The organism is Methylosinus sp. DMC45, from assembly GCF_056313885.1.
The window spans coordinates 149,894-166,187 of sequence record NZ_JBQUZK010000036.1 but is presented as its reverse complement, the minus strand read 5'-3'; the positions used below and the strand labels follow the sequence as shown (position 1 = coordinate 166,187).

The 16,294-nt window shown below is 67.0% G+C and carries 21 protein-coding genes; 11 read left to right on the top strand and 10 right to left on the bottom strand.

The window, feature by feature from the left end; translation table 11 throughout:
• Window positions 1-29 precede the first annotated feature (29 nt).
• Window positions 30-458 carry a universal stress protein gene (locus tag ACT53T_RS10310; RefSeq protein WP_400765854.1) on the top strand — a complete coding sequence of 143 codons (429 nt, stop codon included), beginning with the start codon at window positions 30-32 and terminating at the stop codon, window positions 456-458.
• An 88-nt stretch (window positions 459-546) separates the two neighbouring features.
• Here ACT53T_RS10310 and ACT53T_RS10305 read toward each other — a convergent pair whose 3' ends face one another.
• Window positions 547-1,026, bottom strand: coding sequence for a hypothetical protein (locus ACT53T_RS10305; RefSeq protein WP_400765855.1), 480 nt, complete (start codon window positions 1,024-1,026; stop codon window positions 547-549).
• Window positions 1,027-1,143: 117 nt separating this feature from the next.
• Entirely contained in the window at window positions 1,144-1,641 is a 498-nt protein-coding gene (locus ACT53T_RS10300; RefSeq protein ID WP_018267818.1) for a Spy/CpxP family protein refolding chaperone, read from the bottom strand.
• 428 nt (window positions 1,642-2,069) lie between these two features.
• Between ACT53T_RS10300 and ACT53T_RS10295 the strand changes: the two genes are divergently transcribed.
• The gene (locus tag ACT53T_RS10295; RefSeq protein WP_476161113.1) at window positions 2,070-2,666 is read left to right on the top strand and encodes a transglutaminase-like cysteine peptidase; all 597 of its coding nucleotides are present in this window, start codon (window positions 2,070-2,072) and stop codon (window positions 2,664-2,666) included.
• 43 nt (window positions 2,667-2,709) lie between these two features.
• Here the strand turns inward: ACT53T_RS10295 and ACT53T_RS10290 are convergent, their stop codons facing one another.
• On the bottom strand, window positions 2,710-3,237 hold the full coding sequence (locus ACT53T_RS10290) for a gamma carbonic anhydrase family protein (RefSeq protein WP_476161112.1): 528 nt from the start codon (window positions 3,235-3,237) through the stop codon (window positions 2,710-2,712).
• 186 nt (window positions 3,238-3,423) lie between these two features.
• Here ACT53T_RS10290 and ACT53T_RS10285 point away from each other — a divergent pair, with 186 nt between their 5' ends.
• A complete protein-coding gene (locus ACT53T_RS10285; protein ID WP_476161111.1) occupies window positions 3,424-4,080 on the top strand; it encodes a hypothetical protein in 657 nt (218 codons plus the stop codon).
• Between the two features lie 9 nt (window positions 4,081-4,089).
• Here ACT53T_RS10285 and ACT53T_RS10280 read toward each other — a convergent pair whose 3' ends face one another.
• Complete coding sequence (locus ACT53T_RS10280; protein WP_018267822.1) at window positions 4,090-4,485, bottom strand: DUF3126 family protein; 396 nt, start codon at window positions 4,483-4,485, stop codon at window positions 4,090-4,092.
• A gap of 180 nt (window positions 4,486-4,665) precedes the next feature.
• Window positions 4,666-5,193 (bottom strand): hypothetical protein, encoded by a 528-nt coding sequence (locus ACT53T_RS10275; RefSeq protein WP_476161110.1) that lies wholly within the window; start codon window positions 5,191-5,193, stop codon window positions 4,666-4,668.
• 199 nt (window positions 5,194-5,392) lie between these two features.
• On the opposite strand from ACT53T_RS10275, the gene ACT53T_RS10270 reads away from it, so the two are divergent.
• The 6 genes from ACT53T_RS10270 to ACT53T_RS10245 all read left to right on the top strand — a co-directional run bounded on the left by ACT53T_RS10270 (window position 5,393) and on the right by ACT53T_RS10245 (window position 11,101).
• Window positions 5,393-6,010, top strand: coding sequence for a DNA-3-methyladenine glycosylase I (locus ACT53T_RS10270; RefSeq protein WP_476161109.1), 618 nt, complete (start codon window positions 5,393-5,395; stop codon window positions 6,008-6,010).
• Window positions 5,998-6,618, top strand: coding sequence for an HD domain-containing protein (locus ACT53T_RS10265; RefSeq protein WP_018267825.1), 621 nt, complete (start codon window positions 5,998-6,000; stop codon window positions 6,616-6,618). The genes ACT53T_RS10270 and ACT53T_RS10265 overlap by 13 nt, the downstream gene beginning before the upstream one ends.
• Before the next feature lie 48 nt (window positions 6,619-6,666).
• The gene (locus ACT53T_RS10260) at window positions 6,667-7,179 is read left to right on the top strand and encodes a tyrosine phosphatase family protein (protein WP_476161108.1); all 513 of its coding nucleotides are present in this window, start codon (window positions 6,667-6,669) and stop codon (window positions 7,177-7,179) included.
• Window positions 7,180-7,189: 10 nt separating this feature from the next.
• Window positions 7,190-8,209: an NUDIX hydrolase gene (locus ACT53T_RS10255; protein ID WP_400765866.1), complete on the top strand. Its 1,020-nt coding sequence runs from the start codon at window positions 7,190-7,192 to the stop codon at window positions 8,207-8,209.
• A 128-nt stretch (window positions 8,210-8,337) separates the two neighbouring features.
• On the top strand, window positions 8,338-9,147 hold the full coding sequence (locus tag ACT53T_RS10250; RefSeq protein ID WP_018267828.1) for a hypothetical protein: 810 nt from the start codon (window positions 8,338-8,340) through the stop codon (window positions 9,145-9,147).
• Between the two features lie 259 nt (window positions 9,148-9,406).
• Window positions 9,407-11,101: a peptidoglycan L,D-endopeptidase MepK gene (locus ACT53T_RS10245; protein ID WP_476161107.1), complete on the top strand. Its 1,695-nt coding sequence runs from the start codon at window positions 9,407-9,409 to the stop codon at window positions 11,099-11,101.
• 163 nt (window positions 11,102-11,264) lie between these two features.
• On the opposite strand, the gene ACT53T_RS10240 is transcribed toward ACT53T_RS10245, so the two are convergent.
• Window positions 11,265-11,867, bottom strand: coding sequence for a cysteine dioxygenase family protein (locus ACT53T_RS10240; protein ID WP_476161106.1), 603 nt, complete (start codon window positions 11,865-11,867; stop codon window positions 11,265-11,267).
• Between the two features lie 102 nt (window positions 11,868-11,969).
• Between ACT53T_RS10240 and ACT53T_RS10235 the strand changes: the two genes are divergently transcribed.
• Window positions 11,970-12,308, top strand: a complete 339-nt coding sequence (locus ACT53T_RS10235) for a hypothetical protein (protein WP_036292659.1) — start codon at window positions 11,970-11,972, stop codon at window positions 12,306-12,308.
• Window positions 12,309-12,435: 127 nt separating this feature from the next.
• On the opposite strand, the gene ACT53T_RS10230 is transcribed toward ACT53T_RS10235, so the two are convergent.
• Window positions 12,436-12,849 carry a 2TM domain-containing protein gene (locus ACT53T_RS10230; protein WP_476161105.1) on the bottom strand — a complete coding sequence of 138 codons (414 nt, stop codon included), beginning with the start codon at window positions 12,847-12,849 and terminating at the stop codon, window positions 12,436-12,438.
• Here ACT53T_RS10230 and ACT53T_RS10225 point away from each other — a divergent pair.
• Window positions 12,742-13,140, top strand: a complete 399-nt coding sequence (locus ACT53T_RS10225) for a hypothetical protein (RefSeq protein ID WP_476161170.1) — start codon at window positions 12,742-12,744, stop codon at window positions 13,138-13,140. The two genes, ACT53T_RS10230 and ACT53T_RS10225, sit on opposite strands and share 108 nt — an antisense overlap.
• On the opposite strand, the gene ACT53T_RS10220 is transcribed toward ACT53T_RS10225, so the two are convergent.
• The 3 genes from ACT53T_RS10220 to ACT53T_RS10210 form a co-directional block, all read right to left on the bottom strand.
• On the bottom strand, window positions 13,065-14,417 hold the full coding sequence (locus tag ACT53T_RS10220) for a (Fe-S)-binding protein (protein ID WP_476161104.1): 1,353 nt from the start codon (window positions 14,415-14,417) through the stop codon (window positions 13,065-13,067). The two genes, ACT53T_RS10225 and ACT53T_RS10220, sit on opposite strands and share 76 nt — an antisense overlap.
• A 43-nt stretch (window positions 14,418-14,460) precedes the next feature.
• Entirely contained in the window at window positions 14,461-15,312 is an 852-nt protein-coding gene (locus ACT53T_RS10215; protein WP_476161103.1) for a class I SAM-dependent methyltransferase, read from the bottom strand.
• An 87-nt stretch (window positions 15,313-15,399) separates the two neighbouring features.
• Window positions 15,400-16,206, bottom strand: coding sequence for a class I SAM-dependent methyltransferase (locus tag ACT53T_RS10210; RefSeq protein ID WP_476161102.1), 807 nt, complete (start codon window positions 16,204-16,206; stop codon window positions 15,400-15,402).
• Between the last annotated feature and the right edge of the window lie 88 nt (window positions 16,207-16,294).

Genomic DNA, 16,294 nt, shown 5'->3' with positions numbered 1-16,294 from the left:
GCTTAGATCGATGAGAGGAGGGAGCGCTCATGCATGAGAAAATCCTCATTCCGCTCGATTTGACCGAGCCGGACCTCACGCGCCTCGCGCTGGACGAGGCGCTCGCCCTCGCCAAGGGCTCGCCGCAGCCCAAGCTTCGGCTCATCAATGTGCAATCTCTGGTGCCTGTCGCCTTCATCGACTACATCCCGCCGAATTTCGACGAGGAGCTGCGCACCTCGGCGGAGCAGGAGCTCGCCGATGTCGCGGCCAAGATCGACTATCCCAAGAATCTGGTGACGACTGTGGTGCGCTTCGGCGCGATCTATCCCGAGGTGCTGGCGGAGGCGGAGGAGTGGGGAGCCGATCTCATCGTGCTCGGCTCGCACCGGCCGGCCATGTCCACCTATCTGCTCGGCTCCAACGCCAAGACCATCGTCCGCCACGCCAAATGCTCCGTGCTGGTCGTGCGGCGATAAAACAACGAGATGCAGCGCCCCCGTTTCGATCCGAACCGAGGGCGCTAGACGTTCCCACTTCGCTCGAAAACACTCTCGAGCGGAGCGCTCAATCCTTGTGCTCTCGCTTGGCGCGGACCCGCTCGCGGACGCATTCGCGTATGAAGACGCGCTGGTTTGCGCGTTCTATCCCGCGCGCGGCCGCCTCTTGCCGGCATTGCTGCCGCTCGACGCGCGTCGACACGCGGCCAAAATAGCAGCGCCCCAAAAAGGCTTCACGCTCCGGCCCGACGAGGTTGCGCTCATTGGCGCGCCCCTGGCAGGCGTGGCGGATGCGCCTCGCCTCGAATTTGGTGAGCCGCTTGCGCACGGGGGCCGGCGCCGGCTGCGCCGATTTGCCGGCGAGGGCCGGCGGCGGCGGGGCGGCGGGAGCCGGCGCGGGCTCCAGCGCCGGCGGCTTGTCCGCGCCATTGGCGGCGAAGGCCGGCGAGGCCGAGGTCACCGAAAGGGCGCAGATCAGCAGGCCCCAAAGTCCGACGGCGACGCGGAGCGCGGGGCGGGCGCTCGGGGCGAGCGAAACGGATGTCATTTTCTTGTCTCGCGGGCGAAGGGCAGAATGACGAGCTTTGTCTTCGTGGGCGGATAGACGATTTTTATCGTTCGAGCGAGCCGGCGCGCGCATGTTCATGGTCCTCGGCGCGGGCCATCAGCCGTTCCGGTCCGGGCGGAGACCGCGGCGGCGGAAAAGATCATGCGCGCCGAGCACGTCGCGGGGCAGCACGTGATCGGCTATGCGGCGCTGCTCGTCGGAGAGCGAGGCGAAGAAGCTGCTCTCGGCGTCGGCGAGGGCGCGCAAATTCTCCACATGTCGGCTCAGCCGATCGGCGCGAGCGCGAAGCGGCGCGCCGGGGTCGCGGGGGGCGCCGTCGCGATTGCGGTCGATCGCCGCGGCGACGATGGCGGCGTCGCGATCTTGAACCAGGGCGTGCAGCTGCTGCGCGAAGGCGGAGAACAGCCGCTCCTGCTCGCCGGAGAGGCGCAGGGCGAGACGCCATTCGTCCATATGGCTCTCGAGCGGACTACGCCTGGCGACGAACGGGTTCTCCGCCGCGCGATTGAGCGGCTCGGCGATCGGCGCATCTGTGACGACGAAGGCCATGAGGCTCACCGCGAGAGCGATAGCGAAGCGCAGCAACATCGTCATAGAACCCCGATGGAATCTCGGAACCCGATGGAAACTCGACCGAGGTCCCTACGCCGCCTTTGAGACGGAACCATGGCCGCCGCCGTAATTTCGTCGCTCGTCGTCGCCGCGGCAAGCCCGTTAACGACGATTCCGGGGCTCATGTTAACGAATCGGCCCGTCAGGGGCAAAAACGCCTATGGAGGGCCTCGGCCGCGCCGCCGCGCTTGGGCGAGAACAGCGCGTGATTCCAGCGATCTATGGAAAATACCTCGAAATTTGGCCTATTTCGGTCATCTCTTGGTATACTTACAAAAATTGTCGTCAAATCTAAATGGATTGGCTGAAAAACTGAGCTATCGACTTACAGAGCGAGCAAAACAATAAAACTAATCTCGTCTCCACATCGGGAGACGACGAAGATGTTGGGTAGAGTAGCGAGAGTGACGATGAGCGCGGCGCTGGCCGGCGCGATCTCCCTCTGGGGGGCGGCGCCCGGCCGGGCGGCCTCGGAGCATCTGCTTTATGCGGCGCTGGGGCCGGAGACCAGCGTGCCCTATGGCTGGCTGGATTTTTGTCATCGCTATCGCGGCGAATGCGCCGCCGAGGCCTCTGCCGGGCCGCGCGACATCGATCTCACCGCCAAAGCCTATAAGGACATTCAGCGCGTCAACGCCCATGTCAATCATGCGATCGAGCCGGTCTCGGACATGGATCATTGGGGCGTCGTCGACCGCTGGGACTATCCCACCGACGGCAAGGGCGATTGCGAGGATTATGCGCTGATGAAGCGCCGCTTGCTGATAGAGCTCGGCTATCCGCGCGGCGCTCTGCTGATGACGGTGGTGAAGGAGAAGAATGGCGACGGCCATGCGATATTGACGGTCAGGACCAATCGCGGCGAGTTCGTCCTCGACAATATGAACGATGCGGTGCGGCCCTGGACCAACACGCCCTATCGCTTCGTCAAGCGGCAGTCGCAGCTCGACCAGAATGTCTGGGTCGCAGTCGACGATCCCAACGTCCCGCTGTTCGCCGCGCGCTGAGCCCGGCGCTCGGCGCGCCCTTCGGCAGGGCGCGCCGCGACGGTCAGATCGCCTCCAGCCCTTTGGCGTAGCGCTCGGCGTTCTCGACATAATGCTTCGCCGATTCGAGATTGCGGGCGAGCGCGCCTTCGTCCAGCGTGCGCACGACGCGCGCCGGCGCGCCGACGATCAGGCTGTTGTCGGGGAATTCCTTATTCTCCGTGACCAGCGCATTGGCGCCGACGAGGCAGTTGCGGCCGATCTTCGCGCCATTGAGTATGGTCGCGCCCATGCCGATCAGGCTGGCCTCGCCGATGAGGCAGCTGTGCAGAATGACGCCATGGCCGATAGTGCAATCGGCGCCGATGACGAGCGGAAAGCCCATATCGGTGTGGAGCACGCTATTGTCCTGAATATTGCTGCGCGCGCCGACTGTGATCCATTCGTTGTCCCCGCGCAGCACGCAGCCGAACCAGATGTTGGCGTCCTCCTCGAGCTGCACGCGGCCGATGACATGAGCGTCGGGCGCGACCCAGAAGCGGCCGGAGGCCGGGACGCGCGGCGCGACGCCGTCGAGCTTGTAGAGAGGCATGGGTCAGGTCTCCGGCGCCCCTCTTCGCGACGGCCTCGGAGCGAGGCGCGGGGGGCGTTCGCCGACCTTCTAGAGTCTTTGACGAAAAGAGGGAACCGCGCGCGTCGGCTGTCGGGCCGCGCGCGCCGCGGGGCTGAATCGGCTAAGCTCGGGCGAATCGGCTTTGCTCCTCTGTCTTCTGAGATCATGCGTCTCTTTCTCGTCGCTCTGCTTTTGGCTCTGCTCGTCGCGGCGGGCTATCGCTTCACGCGCAAGACCGATGCGGCCGAGCCGGCCATTGTCGCCGCCAGCCTCGGCGACGCCCGCTTCGCCTATGCGCCCGCCTATGCGCGCGACGATTCGACGCGCTATGGCGGCGCGCCGGACCGCCTCTCCTTCATCGCCGTCGCGCCAGATTTCGGGCCGCCGCAAAAGCCGAGCGCCGATCCGCGCCGGCGCGCCGCGGAGGAGGTCGATCCGATGCGCGTCTTCGTCACGCTGGCGCCGCGCGAGGAGGCGCTCGACCCGGCCGAGCGTCCCTCGCGCCTCTATGCGCGCTTTCTGGAGAGCGAGGTCTGGGGCGGGCCGGGCGGCCTCGTCATGCGGCGTTTCGAGCCCGGCTCGCCCTATGAGCTGGAGCTGCTCTATCTCGCGCCGCCGGAGGGCCGGGATTTTTTCGCCCGCTGCCCGCGTCGTGACGCCGGCTTTCTCGGCTCGGCGCCCTGCATTTGGGCGCTGCGCTGGAAGAATCTGGATGTAGAGGCGCGCTTTTCCGCCGTTCTGCTGCGCGATTGGGAAGAGCTGGCGCGCGGGCTGCGCGCTTTTCTCGCCTCTATCGACGCGGAGCGGCCGCGTCCGCGCTGACGCGATCGATCAAAAATCGTCGAGGTCGATGTCCAGAATAGCGATCTGCAGCGTGTAGCTGGTCTGCTTGGCGTCGTCGGCGGAGATCACGCCGAGAAAATCCTCGCCGCTGTTGAGCTCGACGGAATCGGTCTTGCGGCCGCGCGGCGCGATGGTGAGCTTGTCGTTCTCGAACAGCTTGCGCAGATAGGATTGCAGCGTCTCGCGGCCGACGGGCAGCTTCATCGCGAAGGCGAAGGAGCGGTCGCCGTCCTCGTCGTCCACGACGATGGAGGCGATCTTGCGCTCGCCGAAATGAACCGCGGCGTCGTCGGGGTTCTTGGGATCGGCGGTCACGCGAATCCCGTCATTGCCGAGCGCCTGGCGCAAGAAGGCCTGCAGCTTGCGCAGCTCGATCTTCTCCATACGGCTTCCCCCGCTTCGCGCCTCTTGCCGAGCGCCTCGCCGTCGTCTCGCGGCCCGCAGCCTGTGCCACGAAAAGCGGCCGCGCCGCAAGAGGGGCGCCCGCCGGGGGCTGCGCAACTTGTTCAATGAAAAAGCCCGGCGCGACACGCCGGGCCTGATTGTCGAGCGATCGGCTGGGGCTCACTCGCCAGCGGCTTTGAGGCGCTTGTTGCACTCGCTCCAATATTTCGGCCAGGTGGCCTTGGGGTCGGCCTTCAGCAACTCGGCCTTCTTGGACTTCCATTCGGCGCCGCATTTCTTCTGGCGCGCGGCCTGGGCGGCCTTGCCTTCGGAGACGGGCTTGGCCGGCTTGGCGGCGGTCGTCGGAGCGGGGGCCGGAGCAGGCGTCGCCGTCGTCGGCGCGGGAGCGGGCGCAGGGGTCGGCTCGGGCGCGGCGGCGGCCGGAGCAGGGGCGGGGGCCGGAGTCGGCGCGGGAGCGGCGGCGGCCGGCGCGGTCTCGGCGGGCTGCTCGGACAGGCGCACGCGGCAGGCCTTCAGAAAGTCCTGCCAGCTCTGCCCCTTCAGCTCATTGGCGGCCTTGGCGGCCTGATATTGCGTGCCGCATTCCTTCAAAACATTCGCCTGCGCTTTCGCTTCACCCGCGGCGGCGACCGCCAAGCCGACCGCGAGGGCGCCGACGGCAGCGTAAGAGACGAGACGGATCGACATCAAATTTCTCCTTGGTGAGCGCCGTCGCCAATGATGATTCGTCGGCGCAAACGGCTCCCGACGGCCGCACTGCGAGCACGGCCTGTGCCAATTGTCGTGCATCGGGGCAGGGGCCGCAAGCTCGCCGGGACCGCAATCAGGATGTTATGAAACGCTCTTTGGGCTCAGATGGCGCGCGTAAAGCGTGAGGGAAGGGGCGATGGCCGCCGAAAGAGAAAATCCACGCGCCTGGCGCGACGCTGCGCCGCTGCGTCATCCAGACGGCTTTTTGCGTTGTCCTTGGGCGGGTTACGATTCGCTCTATGTCGCCTATCACGACGAGGAATGGGGCCGCCCGGATTGCGATTCGCGCGCGCTCTACGAGAAGCTGATTCTCGATGGCTTCCAGGCTGGCCTCTCCTGGATTTCCATTCTGCGTCGCCGCGAGGGCTTCCGCGTCGCTTTCGAGGGATTCGATCCCGACCGAATCGCGCGATTCGACTCCGCCCGCGTCGAAGCTCTGATGCAAAATCAGGCAATCATCCGCAATCGCGCCAAGATCGAAGGCGCCATCGCCTCCGCGCGCGCCTATTTGGAGATCGAGGAGAGCGTGGGATTTTCCAATTATCTCTGGGGCTTCGTCGATGGGACGCCGATCGTCAACCGGCCCCGGACGACGGCCGACGTTCCGACGCAGACGGATATCTCGCGCCGCCTCGCCAAGGATCTGAAAGCGCGGGGCTTCGCCTTCTGCGGCCCGACCATCGTCTACGCCTTCATGCAGGCGGTCGGCATGGTCGACGACCATTTGGCGGAGTGTCACAGATGCGCGGAGTGAAGGCGGGCAAGGCCGAGGCGGCGCCCCGCGCCTGGCAGCGCATGCTGTCCGGCCGGCGGCTCGATCTGCTCGATCCCTCGCCGCTGGATGTGGAAATCGAGGATATCGCCCATGGGCTGGCGCGCGTCGCCCGCTGGAACGGCCAGACGCATGGCTCACATATATTCTCGGTCGCCCAGCACAGCCTGCTGGTCGAGGAGATCGCCTGCGCGCTCTCGCCTGGGCTCGGACGCGAGGGGCGGTTGTTCATGCTGCTCCATGACGCGCCGGAATATGTGATCGGCGACATGATCTCCCCCTTCAAAGCCGCCATCGGCGACACATACAAGAGCGTGGAGAAACGCATTCTGACGGCGATCCTGCTGCGCTTTTCTCTGCCGCCGGAGCCGGACGCCGCGCTGTTGCGTCTCTCCAAGCGGGCGGATCGCGCCTCGGCATTTTTCGAGGCGGTGAGACTCGCCGGCTTTACACGCGCGGAAGCCGAGCGCATCTTCGGCCGTCCGGCGGTCGCGCCCGACGCTTGCGCGCAGGCGTTGGAGCCGCTTTCGGTGGAGGAGGCGCAGCGGCGCTTTCTGGCGCGCTTCGCCGAGGTCGAGCAAAGCGCGTAGCGACGTATGAGAGCGTGAGGCATCGAAGTGACACAGAACGGGTGAGACATGGCGCACCTCTATGTCTGTTCGCTCACGAAGGTCGTCGACACGGTGCGCGCCAGCGGCGCGCGCTCGCTCATCACAATCCTCACCGCCGGCTCCTCGCTGGCGCGGCCGAGCGAGATCAAGCCCGAGCGACATTTGCGGCTCGCCGTCTCCGACATAGACGCGGATCAGGACGGCCATGTGCTGGCCAATCGCGCGCATATCGAGAGCCTTCTGGCCTTCGCCGGCGCGTGGGATCGGCGTGAGCCGCTGGTCATCCATTGCTACGCCGGCGTCAGCCGCTCGCCGGCGGCGGCTTTCATTCTCGCCTGCGCGCTCGCCCCGCAGCGGGCGGAGAGCGAATTGGCGTCCGAGCTGCGCCGCGCCTCGCCGACGGCGACGCCCAACCGCCGTCTCGTCGCTTTGGCCGATCGCATTCTCGCGCGCGACGGCCGCATGTCGGCGGCCATAGCCGGGATCGGCCGCGGCGCGGATTGCTATGAGGGAGCGCCTTTCGCGCTCGAGCTCGCCTGACCCAGAGAAGATGACGAGCTTCGATCATCGGCGCGAGCCGCCCGCATCTTCGCGCGACTCGGAAGGACCGCTGCCGGTCGCCATCGGCCTGACGGCGGCGATCGTCGCGGCGCAGGAGGACGAGCCGCTCATCCTCACCGTCGCCGCCACGGGCGAGGACGCCCGCGCCGCTCTGCCCTCCGGCCCTTTCGATCCGGTGCGTCACCGCACTTTCGAGATCGGCCTGCGCGCCTGGGTCGCCGAGCAGACCGGCATGTCGCTCGGCTATGTCGAGCAGCTCTACACTTTCGGCGACCGCGGCCGCCACGCCCGCGCCGGCGACCGCGATCCGCATGTGGTCTCCGTCGGCTATCTCGCGCTGACCCGCATCGCCGAGGAGCAGGCGGAGGAGATCCGCGGCTTTCGCAGCTGGTACGAGTTCTTCCCCTGGGAGGATTGGCGCGGCGGCCGGCCCGAGGCGATGGAGGCGACGATATTGCCGGGCCTCTCGGCCTGGGTGGAGGAGGCGCCGGACGCGCTCTCCTCTTCCGGCCTGCGGCGGCGCGACCGCGTCAACCTCCTGTTCCGCCCGCAGGGCAGGGGCCTCGATGAGGAGAATGCGCTCGAGCGCTATGAGCTGCTCTATGAGGCGGGACTGGTGGAGGAGGCCTGGCGCGACGGCCGCGAGGCGGCGCTGAAGCGCGGCGCCAAGCCGCCGCCGCTCGGCGCGCCCATGCAGCACGATCATCGGCGCATTCTGGCGACGGCGATGGGCCGGCTGCGCGCCAAGATGAAATACCGCCCGGTGATCTTCGAGCTGATGCCGCCGGCCTTCACGCTCACCGAGCTGCAGCGCACGGTGGAGGCCATCGCCGGCCGACATTTGCACAAGCAGAACTTCCGCCGTCTCGTCGAGACCTCCGCCGCCGTGGAGCCGACGGGGGAGGTGTCGCTGAAGACCGGCGGCCGCCCCGCGGCGCTTTTTCATTTTCGCCGCAATGTCTTGCAAGAACGTCCTGCGCCCGGCCTCAGGGTCGGAATCAGAGGATGATCCGACGGGCGATCGGATGGGTCGCCGTCCAGCCGACCGCTCGAGGATGATCCGGCCGTTAAGAGACTATTCACCCTGTCATGGTGAATTTTCTCTTATCGGACGTCAGTAGAGCGTAGGGGTGTTGCTTGAGCTATCTGTCGCCGCCGCCTGCTCCCGCGCCGGTCATCGTCTATAAGGACGTGGGCGGTTTCGTCTCGGAGTATCAGGCGCAAACGGAAATCTATCGCCGCGAGGGCCGCGAGGTTCGGCTGCACGAATGCCGATCCGCCTGCACAATGGCGCTCAGCCTTCCCAATGTCTGCGTCTATCCCGACTCGCAGGTCAAATTTCATTTGGCCTATAATCCGATAGACCATCAGACCGACGCCGGCGTCTCCGCCGAGCTGTTCAATTACTATCCAGCGGCGGTGCGCGAGCGGCTCGGCTATCTCACCCGGCAATATCGGGTGCTGAGCGGCAATGAGCTGATTTCGCTCGGCATTCGCAATTGCAACGGCAGCGACCGCACGGTGGTCGCCAGCCGCGCCCGCCGCGGCGCGCAGACGGTCGCCGCCGCCGCGCCGGCCGCCGATCCGCTCGGCGATCTCGCCCAAAAGGTGCGAGGCGCAGTGTCGCAGGCCTTCGCCGATCCCGCCGCTCCGCCGCAGGGGCCGATCCGCCTCGCCCTCGCCGAGCGCGATCGGCTGTCGGCGAGCCGGGCCATAGATTCCACTCCGACCGCCTCCATCCGCGCCAATGAGGCCGCGCCGATCGAGGCGCCCGAGCCGCCCCGCCGCCCGCCTTCCGCCGCTTTCACCAGCGCGGACGCGCAGCAAGCGCCGCATTCGGAGCCTTTGTCGGAGATGGCCGCCGCAGCGCCGCTGATCCCCGGCGGGCAGCCGATTTTGGCCTCCGGCGCCTTCGTCCTGCCCCTCGCGGGAGGCGTGGCGCATTGACTTTCAACGGGAACTCGACATTGTGTCACTATGACGGCTGGGCAATTTTTCGCCATTATGTCGAAATAGCGTCCTTGCCTTACGCGCGAATCCGATTCGCTCGTCTCGAGAAGAGGCCGGGTCCCGCGTCGCCGAGGCGCCGATAGGGACGAAGCCGCGATCGATCTGCCGATCGATCGTCCGTGCGTTCGGCGCTCGCGTCCTGCAATTCATTTCGTCGGGCCTTCTCGCCCGTCGACCAGCGGAAAGAACAGACGTTTTGGACGATCGGCGGGAAGGCGCGCCTCTCCTCTCACGACGGTCTATCGCGCGGCTCGCGAGCGCCGCCGCGGCGCTCGTCACGGCGCTGGCTCCGTCCTTCACCGAGAATGCGGTCGCCAATGGCGAGACGCGCACGCTCTATCTCTTCCACAGCCACACCAAGGAGCAGATCGCCGCGACCTATCTGGTCGGCGGCCGCTATGATTCCGCGGTGCTGGAGCAGCTGAACTGGTTCCTGCGCGACTGGCGTCGCGACGAGCCGACCAAGATGGACCCGCATCTGTTCGATGTGGTGTGGGAGGCCTATCGTCAGGCCGGCGCCACCGAGCCGGTCCATGTCGTCTCCGCCTATCGCTCGCCGGAGACCAACGCCATGCTGCGCCGTCGCTCGCGCGCCGTGGCGAAATTTTCGCAGCACATGCTCGGCAAGGCGATGGACACGACGATGCCGGGCATGTCCATGGAGCAGATCCGCGAGATCGGCATGCGCATGCAGCGCGGCGGCGTCGGCTATTATCCCACCGCCGGCACGCCTTTCGTGCATCTCGACGTCGGCGGCGTCCGCTCCTGGCCGCGCATGAGCTACGACCAGCTCGCGCGCCTGTTCCCGGACGGCAAGACGGTGCATCTGCCGACCAACAACCAGCCGCTCGCGCGTTATGAGGAAGCCAAGGCCGAGATCGAGGCGCGCGGCAACGGCGCCTATGTTCCGGCCGTCGAGCGCCAGAGCAAGGGTCTCTTCGCCATGCTGTTCGGCGGCGGCGAGGAGGACGAGGACAGCGCGATCGCCGCGGCCCCGCCGCCGACTGCTGCGCGCAAGCAATGGGCGTCTCTGGCGCCGCGCCGCACGGGCCGAGTCTCGGCCGACGCCGAGGAGGAGAGCGCCGAAGCCGCTCCGGCCCCGGCGCCGAGCCGTCGCGAGCAGGAGCGCATCGCCGCGGCCGAGCGCAATCTGCCGCGCGGCGAGACGCAGATGCGCGCCGAGCCGGTCGCCGTCGAGCGTCCGGCCGAGCGGCAAAAGCCGGTCGCCGTGGCCTCGCTCGAGCCCTCCGCCGAGGAGGCGAAGATCGACGCCAAGCTCGACGCGGCGTTGGCCGCCCCTCTGCCGCCCCGGCGGCCCATGTTCCTCACTGTCGCCGGCGCGCCGCTGCCGCCCACGCGGCCGAGCGAGTTCGGCGCCCTGGCCAGCGCGCCCGCCGCGCCGCCCGCCCGCCGGGCCGGGGGCGCCATCGCCAGCCTCGTCGATCTCGGCGCGGCCAGCCTGCGCGGCGGCGTCAGCGAGGAGACGCATAACGTCCCGCCGCCGCCGGTTCGCCCGGCGCAGCAGGCCGTCGCCAAGCCGGAGCCGCTGCTCGCCTATGCGCCTTCCGCCGCGCAATCGCTTCCCTATGGAAGCGACCTCGCGCCGGAGCTGCGTCTGCCCGCCGCCAAGCCGGCGCCGAGGCCCGCGCCCGCCAAGGTGGAGCTGGTGCCGGCGCGTCTCGACCGCTCCAACTTCCAAGCGCTGACGACGGGCGTGTCCGCCAGCCGGCTGCCCGGCGGAACGGCGCTCGGAACCACGCTCGCGGCGCCGCGCTCCGCCGCCCGCGCCGACACGGGGCTCTTCGCGCCTTCGACTTCCAGCGGGCAGGCGCAGGCTTTCGCCGGACAGGCGGCGATTTTGCCGACGGATCGGTTCGTCTCGGCGCGCTGAGCGCGCCCTCGCCCGATAGTCGTGAGCGCCCCCTCCCTCACCCTCCCCCGCTTTGCGGGAGAGGGGAACGGCCGGCATTGCGCGAATCTCGATGAAGAGCGGAATCTGCTCCCTCTCCCGCGCAGCGGGGGAGGGCTGGGGAGGGGGCTTTCCCGGCTCTAAATCAATCCTTTATCTCGGTCTGAATGGTGTAGATGTCATAGGGCGGCGTCGCCTCGCCATTGGCGTAGGGCTCGGCCTCGCCGATCGCGCCATCGGGCGCGACCGACCGGCGGACGATGCCGGCGAGCGGCCCGCCATAGACCTGGATCGCGATCGAAACCTCCTCGGCCAGCGCATTGGCGAAGGCGGCGGCGGGGCCGGTCTTGGAAAGCCGCGCTTCGACCGCGCCCTTCTCCAGCGTGCGCGCGTCTTCGGCTCCGCCGGGCAGGCGCCGCGCCACCGCGCCGCGCAAGACGCCGGCGATCTCCCAGACCCCCGGCTGCTCCAGCGACAGGCCGGCGCCGCCCGCGAGCACGGAGGCGACGACGGCGAAGCGCTCCTCGCCGTCGCTGTAGAGCTGGAATTGTCGCCCGCGCCCCGGCAGAGCCTCGGCGAAAACCGCCGGCAGGCAATCGTCGCTGGCGACGAGGCGGGTCATGAGATCGCGGCCGATGAGAAGAATCTCCCGCTCGCTGTCGGCGAGCTCGACCATCGACTGAATATCCCAGATGAATCGTTTGAGCGCGGGCGGAACCGGCCCTCTCTCGGTCGCGTGTGTGGTCATGCCTCCAAAAATGCAAGCGTCGCGCCATTGCCGCCCAGCGGGCTGGCGCCGCAATTGATGGAGCCAACCTGTCGCGGGACCTCGGGAGACGGAGCAAGGGCGGTGATAAAGGACTATATCCCGGAGCTGAGCGAGGTGCGCATGGTGCGTCGCGCGCCGGAGCGGCCTTTCGCGCTCAATGGCGCCGACGCGCGCTATGTCGAAGCCTGCCTGCGCGACTTCGAGGCGGCTTTCGGATTAGACGCCTATCCGGGCGTTCCGTTCGAGCAAATTCCGGGGCGCGCGCTGATCGGCGACCTCATCGACTGGTGGCGCGGCATGGACCCGGAGGGCGAGGCGCAGCAGAATGCGCATTCCCGCCTGCCCGGCGCGATCCGCTTGCTCGACACGGTGTCGGCGCTGATGGAGGAGCTGTCCCAGCGTCGCGCCGGCGAGAGCTGAGCGAGTCGGCTGCCGAGACTGTCGGAAAGCTCACAATCGCGGCCGGTTCCTCGCGTTTTCCGCGCGGATGTAACTCCGCGCGGCGAGAAATGGTGTGAGACGCGCGCCCGTGGGTGGGCGCAGGGCGTCACAATTTACGCCCCAAAAACTTCTCCGCTTCGCGCTTTTCCCATTCCGCATTGAAAAACGGAACTTTGTCGAAGACCGAAAAGCCGTGCAAGGCGAGGCCGACGCCCCAGCCGAGCGCGGGCCAGATCACCCAAATATAGCCGGGCCTCGTCAGCAAGTTGATCGTGAACAGCGCGGCTATGGCGATGGCGTAAAGCATGGCGTGCAGATAGAAGCGTTTCACCTTGCGCACATGGGCGAAAGCGAGCGCCTCGGCCGCCTCGTCTGCATTGCTTGCGGGAGCGGGCATGTCGACCTCCTGGAGTTGAGAGAGATCGATCTCGAAAACAGACGCCAGAGCTTTCGCGCTTTCGAGGCTGGCGGAATTGCCGCGCTCGATGCGCTGGATCGTTCGCACGCTCAGGCCGCTCACAGCGGCGAGCTGTTCCTGCGACCAACCGCGTTGAAGCCTGAGCTTTTGAACCAGCATGGCGATTCCCGTCCCGAGTTCGACACGCTCTTCTTTCACCTCGCGCCGAATTCACGCCACGTCACCGACCCGACTGGCGCGCCAGTGTCGGGTTATATCCGCTATTGTCGGCTTGTTGTCGGGTCGGTCTGCGCGGGCGATGGTCCGATCCGCGGTCGCTATCTCGCCGCCAGCGCATCGCGCAGCAGCAGAGCGATATGGCGGGCCTGGCGGCCGCTGCCATGCTCGATCTGATGGCGGCATGAAAAACCATTGGCGATGAGTGGCGCGTCGGGCGCGGCGTCGCGCATCGCCGGCAGCAGAGACAGCTCCGCCATTTTCATCGAGGTCTCGTAATGCTCGGCCTCGAGGCCGAAGCTGCCGGCCATGCCGCAGCAGCTCGTCTCGACGATGTCGAAGGTGAAGCCCGGAATCCAGCCGAGCACCTTCTTCGTCGCCTTCATCACGCCGAAGGCCTTCTGATGGCAATGGCCGTGCACGACCGCCTTGGGCAGATCGAGCGGCTTCAGCGACAGGCGCAGGCCCTTGTTCTGATGTTCGCGGGCGAGAAACTCCTCGAGCAGATAGAGCTGCTTGCCGAGATCGCCGACCTCCGGCCCGAGGCCGAGGCTGTAGAGCTCGTCGCGCAGCGACAGCAGGCAGGAGGGCTCGAGGCCGATGATCGGCGTCTTGGCGGCGATCTCGTCGCGGAAGGCGGCGAGCACGCGCTCCGCCTCGCCGCGCGCCTTCTTCACCATTCCGGTGGTCAGGTACGTGCGGCCGCAGCAGAGCGGACGGTCCGGCTCGGAATCGGTCGGCGCCGGCTTGGCGATGCGCACGCTATAGCCGGCGTGCTCCAGCACCTCGACGGCGGCCTCGGCCACATGCGGATCGAAGTGATGGCAGAACGTATCGACGAAGAGGATCACCTCGCCGCGCGCGCCGACGCCCGCCGCCGGGGCGGAGCGGGCGAAAGCCGCAGGGGCGGGCTCGGGAAGGGGGCGGCGGGCGGTGACGCCGATCCATTTTTCCGCGAGCTTGGAGAGAAGGCGCGAGCGATTGCGCAGGCGAATGGCGAAGCGCAGCAGCGCGCGATGGCGGCCCGTCCATTCCGGCACGCCGCCGAACAGGCGCAGGCGCTTCGGCACGCCGACGATCTCATGACGCTGGGCGAGATATTCGGTCTTTATCAGCGTCATATCGACGGCGCTGGGACATTCCTTCTTACAGGCCTTGCAAGAGACGCAGAGGTCCATCGCCTCGTCGAGGCGCGGATCGGCGAAAGCGCGCTCATCCGTGCCGTCGTTGAGCGCGGCCTTGAAGGCGGCGACGCGCGCCTCTGTGGAATGCTTGACCTCGCCAGTGACGCGATAGCTCGGGCACATGACGCCCTTGGCGGTCTTCTGGCAGTCGCGGCTGTGCATGCAGACCGCAACCGCCTTGGCGTAATTGCCGCCCGTCGCCGGAATGCCGGAATAGGCGTCGCCTATTCCGTAAGTGTCGTAAGCCGACCAGTCGAGAAATGTCTTCATGCCGCCCGTTTCCTCGGGCGGCATGAAAGCAATATTTGCGCCGTCAGACGGCGGCTTGCGCCTCTTCCGCCGGGGAGGAGGCCTGCTGCTCGGCGGGCTGCTCTTGCGGCTGCTCCTGCGCCGCGGGCTTGCGGCCATAGGTGATGATCCAGAGCCCGGCGCGGACCTGCTCTATCGCCTCATAGCCGGCGCGCTTGAAATAGGTCTCGAGCTCCTGCGGCGTCGAGGTCTTGCTGATCTGCGCCGGCCGCTCGAAGGGCGGCACCGCGCAATGCTCCTCGAAGAATTTCCAGCCGAGATCGGAGGTGATGTCCACATTGTCGACGAGCATGCGTCCGCCCGGCCGCAGAATGCGGAAGCCTTCCTTGATGTAATTGAAGCGATCCCATTCCTCGAGATGCATGAACACGACCGTGCTGTAGACGACGTCGACGGAAGCGTCCGGCACGGCGGAGAGATCGAAGCCGCTGGTCGCCACCGTGCGCACATTGTCGAAAGCCGCGAGGCGCTGGCGAATATGGCCGAGCATGTTCTCGGCGACATCGGCGCCGATCCATTCCTTGCAGATCGGCGCGAGCGCGGCGCCGACGCGGCCGACGCCGGCGCCGATCTCCAGCACCACATCGTCCGGGCCGATGCCGACATAGGACTGCAGCATGTCGCGCGTGCCTTCGCCCATCTGGCGATAGAGATCTTCGTCGATATAGCCGGAGACCGCCATTTTCGCGTCATTCTCGGAGACCGAGACGGCGTTCCAGATGTTCTTGTACTGGCTGCGGTTGAGCTTGACGTGCTCCACGGGGATGGGGTCGTTCTTCAGCCCGACCAGCGAACGAAGCGCGCGCACGATGCGGCGGCCGATGGGGAGCTTCTTGGCGTTGTCCTGAATGCTCATGCCATTCCTCTGTGAAGCGGCGCCCGCTCGCGGCGCGCGCCTTCGAATCTATCCGCGGCGCGATGGAAACGCCGCCGCGCCGCGTCGTCAGCCGACCGAAGCGCTCCGTCTGGCGAAAACAGAAAATGTCGGCAGGACATTGCCCGCCGTCCCGATGATGTCGTTCAGCACGGTGACGTCGTCATAGCCGAGCGCCGCCAGCACGGCGAGAATGTCGTCCCGGTGCATCCAATTGGGAAAATCCATCGCGCCGCCGCAAAAGGCGACGCTGCGATCGCCATAGCCGCGCGCATAGTGGCGCACGTCCAGATTTTCGAATTTCTGCGTGAATGTATGCGGAACCTGGTCGTCGTCGACCATGACCGTCCACAGATAGATGGCGTCGGCGCGCTCGGACAGGGCGCGCAGCAGCCGCAGCGGCTCGCGCATGTGGTAGAGCACGCCGCTCGCCACCACGAGATCATAGCGCGGGCCGGCCTGCTCGAGCCATTGCACGAAATCGCCGAGATAGAAGCGCGTGTCGGGAAAATCGAGAACTTCCCGCGTCACCAGACATTTCAGAAAGGCGAGCCGGTTGGCCTCCACCGCGTCGATATGGGCGCCGGCCTTCGCCAGCATATAGGTATGCGCGCCCTCCAGCGGACCGAGCTCCAGCACGCGGCGTCCCGTGAGATCGCCATAGCGCTCGATGCACCAGGTGATGCGCGGATCGTCGAAGGCCGGCAGCCGTCCGGCCGTAAGCCCCAATTCGACGGGAAAATGGCAGTTCCAGCCGGGAATGGCGTCGATGGCGTTCTGATGCGAGGGGGAGCGCGTCTCCTCGCCGGAAAACAGGCTGGCGACGGCGACCTCCTCGGAGCGGGGGCGTCGTCTGAACCAATTTCGTCCTAGCAATGCGAAAACCTCGCCTTTCGAATCCGGGCCGCGCCGCAGCCCCTAGCACAAAATCCACGGCCGCGCCTAACCCGGCGCGGCGCTCCTC